The organism is Rhodococcus sp. 1R11 (assembly GCF_004563845.1).
Taxonomy (GTDB): Bacteria; Actinomycetota; Actinomycetes; order Mycobacteriales; family Mycobacteriaceae; genus Rhodococcoides.
The window spans coordinates 1-5,116 of the sequence record NZ_SPNG01000027.1 but is presented as its reverse complement, the minus strand read 5'-3'; the positions used below and the strand labels follow the sequence as shown (position 1 = coordinate 5,116).

At 55.6% G+C, this 5,116-nt stretch carries 2 rRNA genes; both read right to left on the bottom strand.

Features of this window, described 5'->3' with window-relative positions:
* Positions 1–73: 73 nt before the first annotated feature.
* A 23S ribosomal RNA gene (locus E4P29_RS25725) occupies positions 74–3,230 on the bottom strand.
* A 363-nt stretch (positions 3,231–3,593) separates the two neighbouring features.
* Positions 3,594–5,112 (bottom strand): 16S ribosomal RNA (locus E4P29_RS25720).
* The 16S and 23S rRNA genes sit together here, the layout of an rRNA operon.
* Positions 5,113–5,116 lie beyond the last annotated feature (4 nt).

Here is a 5,116-nt window from a genome sequence, read left to right as displayed (position 1 = left end):
TGTATTCGGTTGTGTTACTGAACAACTCTTCGTGTGTTGTTTCAGATATTGCACAGTGGACGCGTAGCTTCTTTGTGGTAAGTCCTCGGCCTATTAGTACCAGTCACCTGCATACATTGCTGTACTTCCAGTTCTGGCCTATCAACCCGGTGGTCTGCCGGGGGCCTTACCCCCTCGAGGGGGTGAGAAACCTCATCTTGGAACAGGCTTCCCGCTTAGATGCTTTCAGCGGTTATCCCTTCCGAACGTAGCCAACCAGCGGTGCTCCTGGTGGAACAACTGGCACACCAGAGGTTCGTCCGTCCCGGTCCTCTCGTACTAGGGACAGCCTTCCTCAAGTTTCTTACGCGCGCGGCGGATAGAGACCGAACTGTCTCACGACGTTCTAAACCCAGCTCGCGTGCCGCTTTAATGGGCGAACAGCCCAACCCTTGGGACCTACTCCAGCCCCAGGATGCGACGAGCCGACATCGAGGTGCCAAACCATCCCGTCGATATGGACTCTTGGGGAAGATCAGCCTGTTATCCCCGGGGTACCTTTTATCCGTTGAGCGACACCGCTTCCACTTGCCGGTGCCGGATCACTAGTCCCGACTTTCGTCCCTGCTCGACTTGTCAGTCTCACAGTCAAGCTCCCTTGTGCACTTGCACTCGACACCTGATTGCCAACCAGGCTGAGGGAACCTTTGGGCGCCTCCGTTACATTTTAGGAGGCAACCGCCCCAGTTAAACTACCCACCAGGCACTGTCCCTGAACCAGATCATGGTCCGAGGTTGAGGTATCCAATACGATCAGAGTGGTATTTCAACAACGACTCCACAGTAACTGGCGTCACCGCTTCACAGTCTCCCACCTATCCTACACAAACCGAACCGAACACCAATACCAAGCTGTAGTGAAGGTCCCGGGGTCTTTTCGTCCTGCCGCGCGTAACGAGCATCTTTACTCGTAATGCAATTTCGCCGAGTCTATGGTTGAGACAGCTGAGAAGTCGTTACGCCATTCGTGCAGGTCGGAACTTACCCGACAAGGAATTTCGCTACCTTAGGATGGTTATAGTTACCACCGCCGTTTACTGGGGCTTAAATTCTCAGCTTCGCCATTACTGGCTAACCGGTCCTCTTAACCTTCCAGCACCGGGCAGGCGTCAGTCCGTATACATCGTCTTACGACTTCGCACGGACCTGTGTTTTTAGTAAACAGTCGCTTCTCACTGGTCTCTGCGGCCCACACCAGCTCACACTGCAAGAGTGATCACCGGCAGGGGCCCCCCTTCTCCCGAAGTTACGGGGGCATTTTGCCGAGTTCCTTAACCATAGTTATCTCGATCGCCTTAGTATTCTCTACCTGACCACCTGTGTCGGTTTGGGGTACGGGCCGTGTAACAACTCACTAGAGGCTTTTCTCGGCAGCATAGGATCACTGAATTCGCCTCAATCGGCTACGCATCACCTCTCAGGCTTATATGAACGGCGGATTTGCCTACCGTTCGCCCTACAGGCTTACACCAGTACAACCACTGACTGGCCCAGCTACCTTCCTGCGTCACCCCATCGCTTGGCTACTACCAGATCAGGTCCCACGCATCCACCCGCCTTCTAAGTACCCGAAGGCACCAGATAAGCGAGATTCAGGGTGGTTAGTGTCACTGATTCACCATGGGCGCGGTTACACGGGTACGGGAATATCAACCCGTTGTCCATCGGCTACGCCTGTCGGCCTCGTCTTAGGTCCCGACTCACCCTGGGCGGATTAACCTGGCCCAGGAACCCTTGGTCATTCGGCGGACGAGTTTCTCACTCGTCTTTCGCTACTCATGCCTGCATTCTCACTCGCGCAGCCTCCACACCTGGATCACTCCGATGCTTCCATGGCTGCACGACGCTCCCCTACCCACCCACACACCTGGCTGAACCCTCGCAAGAGAACAGCGGGCTATTGTGTGAGTGCCGCAGCTTCGGTGGTGTACTTGAGCCCCGCTACATTGTCGGCGCAGGATCACTTGACCAGTGAGCTATTACGCACTCTTTCAAGGGTGGCTGCTTCTAAGCCAACCTCCTGGTTGTCTTCGCGACCCCACATCCTTTTCCACTTAGTACACGCTTAGGGACCTTAGCTGGCGATCTGGGCTGTTTCCCTCTCGACTACGAACCTTATCGCCCGCAGTCTCACTGCCACGCTCTCACTCACCGGCATTCGGAGTTTGGCTGATTTCGGTAAGCTTGTAGGCCCCCTAGACCATCCAGTAGCTCTACCTCCGGTGAGAAACACGTGACGCTGCACCTAAATGCATTTCGGGGAGAACCAGCTATCACGGAGTTTGATTGGCCTTTCACCCCTACCCACAACTCATCCCCTCAGTTTTCAACCTAAGTGGGTTCGGTCCTCCACGACGTCTTACCGTCGCTTCAACCTGGCCATGGGTAGATCACTCCGCTTCGGGTCTAGAACACGCCACTACACCACACAAGGTGGATACGCCCTATTCGGACTCGCTTTCGCTACGGCTACCCCACACGGGTTAACCTCGCGACATGCCACTAACTCGCAGGCTCATTCTTCAAAAGGCACGCCATCACCACCAGTGACAAGTCACTCGACGGCTTTGACGGATTGTAAGCGCACGGTTTCAGGTACTATTTCACTCCCCTCCCGGGGTACTTTTCACCTTTCCCTCACGGTACTAGTCCGCTATCGGTCACCAGGGAGTATTCAGGCTTATCGGGTGGTCCCGACAGATTCACAGCAGATTTCACGGGCCCGCTGCTACTTGGGTATCCACAACGACAGTTGCAATGTTTTCGTCTACGGGACTCTCACCCTCTACGACAGGCCGTTCCAGACCACTTCGACTAACACCACAATTTCTCACTGTCGGCCGATCCGGCAGAATCGACAATGCAAACCCCACAACCCTCCATACGCAACCCCTGCCGGGTATCACACGCACAAAGTTTGGCCTCATCCGCTTTCGCTCGCCACTACTCACGGAATCACTATTGTTTTCTCTTCCTGTGGGTACTGAGATGTTTCACTTCCCCACGTTCCCTCCACACACCCTATATATTCAGATGCGGGTAACACGACATCACTCGTGCTGGGTTTCCCCATTCGGACACCCTCGGATCACAGCTCGGTTGACAGCTCCCCGAGGCTTATCGCAGCCTCCTACGTCCTTCATCGGCTCCTGGTGCCAAGGCATCCACCGTACGCTCTTCATTACTTACAACAAAGATGCTCGCGTCCACTGTGCAATTCTCAAACAACACACACAACCCAGACTCACAGCAGCACCAGCCACCATCACCACTTCCAACAAGAAGCACTAACGATGCGGTATGACCACCATCTGAATTCTGTATATGTCTTGCCTAGAAAGAAACATGCTTTCGCGTGTTCTCTCAGGACCCAACAGTGCATCGATATAGACATCGCCGGCGGAGTCGTTGAAGACCCACCGATACGCGATATCTGGTTGTCAGTGTTCCACCCGTGAGCTCCCGCCGTTCCACGTGTGGGAACGAAACGGGCTCTGCCAGACCATCATCCGAGCACCTGTGTGCTGGTACATGTTCTGGAGAATGCTCCTTAGAAAGGAGGTGATCCAGCCGCACCTTCCGGTACGGCTACCTTGTTACGACTTCGTCCCAATCGCCGATCCCACCTTCGACGGCTCCCTCCCCGTAAGGGGTTAGGCCACCGGCTTCGGGTGTTACCGACTTTCATGACGTGACGGGCGGTGTGTACAAGGCCCGGGAACGTATTCACCGCAGCGTTGCTGATCTGCGATTACTAGCGACTCCGACTTCACGGGGTCGAGTTGCAGACCCCGATCCGAACTGAGACCAGCTTTAAGGGATTCGCTCCACCTCACGGTCTCGCAGCCCTCTGTACTGGCCATTGTAGCATGTGTGAAGCCCTGGACATAAGGGGCATGATGACTTGACGTCGTCCCCACCTTCCTCCGAGTTGACCCCGGCAGTCTCTTACGAGTCCCCACCATTACGTGCTGGCAACATAAGACAAGGGTTGCGCTCGTTGCGGGACTTAACCCAACATCTCACGACACGAGCTGACGACAGCCATGCACCACCTGTACACCGACCACAAGGGGGACCGTATCTCTACGGTTTTCCGGTGTATGTCAAACCCAGGTAAGGTTCTTCGCGTTGCATCGAATTAATCCACATGCTCCGCCGCTTGTGCGGGCCCCCGTCAATTCCTTTGAGTTTTAGCCTTGCGGCCGTACTCCCCAGGCGGGGCGCTTAATGCGTTAGCTACGGCACAGATCCCGTGGAAGGAACCCACACCTAGCGCCCACCGTTTACGGCGTGGACTACCAGGGTATCTAATCCTGTTTGCTACCCACGCTTTCGTTCCTCAGCGTCAGTTGTTTCCCAGAGACCCGCCTTCGCCACCGGTGTTCCTCCTGATATCTGCGCATTTCACCGCTACACCAGGAATTCCAGTCTCCCCTGAAACACTCAAGTCTGCCCGTATCGCCTGCAAGCCCGAAGTTGAGCCCCGGGTTTTCACAAACGACGCGACAAACCGCCTACGAACTCTTTACGCCCAGTAATTCCGGACAACGCTCGCACCCTACGTATTACCGCGGCTGCTGGCACGTAGTTAGCCGGTGCTTCTTCTGCAGGTACCGTCACTCACGCTTCGTCCCTGCTGAAAGAGGTTTACAACCCGAAGGCCTTCATCCCTCACGCGGCGTCGCTGCATCAGGCTTCCGCCCATTGTGCAATATTCCCCACTGCTGCCTCCCGTAGGAGTCTGGGCCGTGTCTCAGTCCCAGTGTGGCCGGTCACCCTCTCAGGTCGGCTACCCGTCGTCGCCTTGGTAGGCCATTACCCCACCAACAAGCTGATAGGCCGCGGGCCCATCCTGCACCGATAAATCTTTCCACCACAACACATGCATGCTGTGGTCATATCCGGTATTAGACCCAGTTTCCCAAGCTTATCCCAGAGTGCAGGGCAGATCACCCACGTGTTACTCACCCGTTCGCCGCTCGTGTACCCCGAAAGGCCTTACCGCTCGACTTGCATGTGTTAAGCACGCCGCCAGCGTTCGTCCTGAGCCAGGATCAAACTCTCCGTAAAAGAC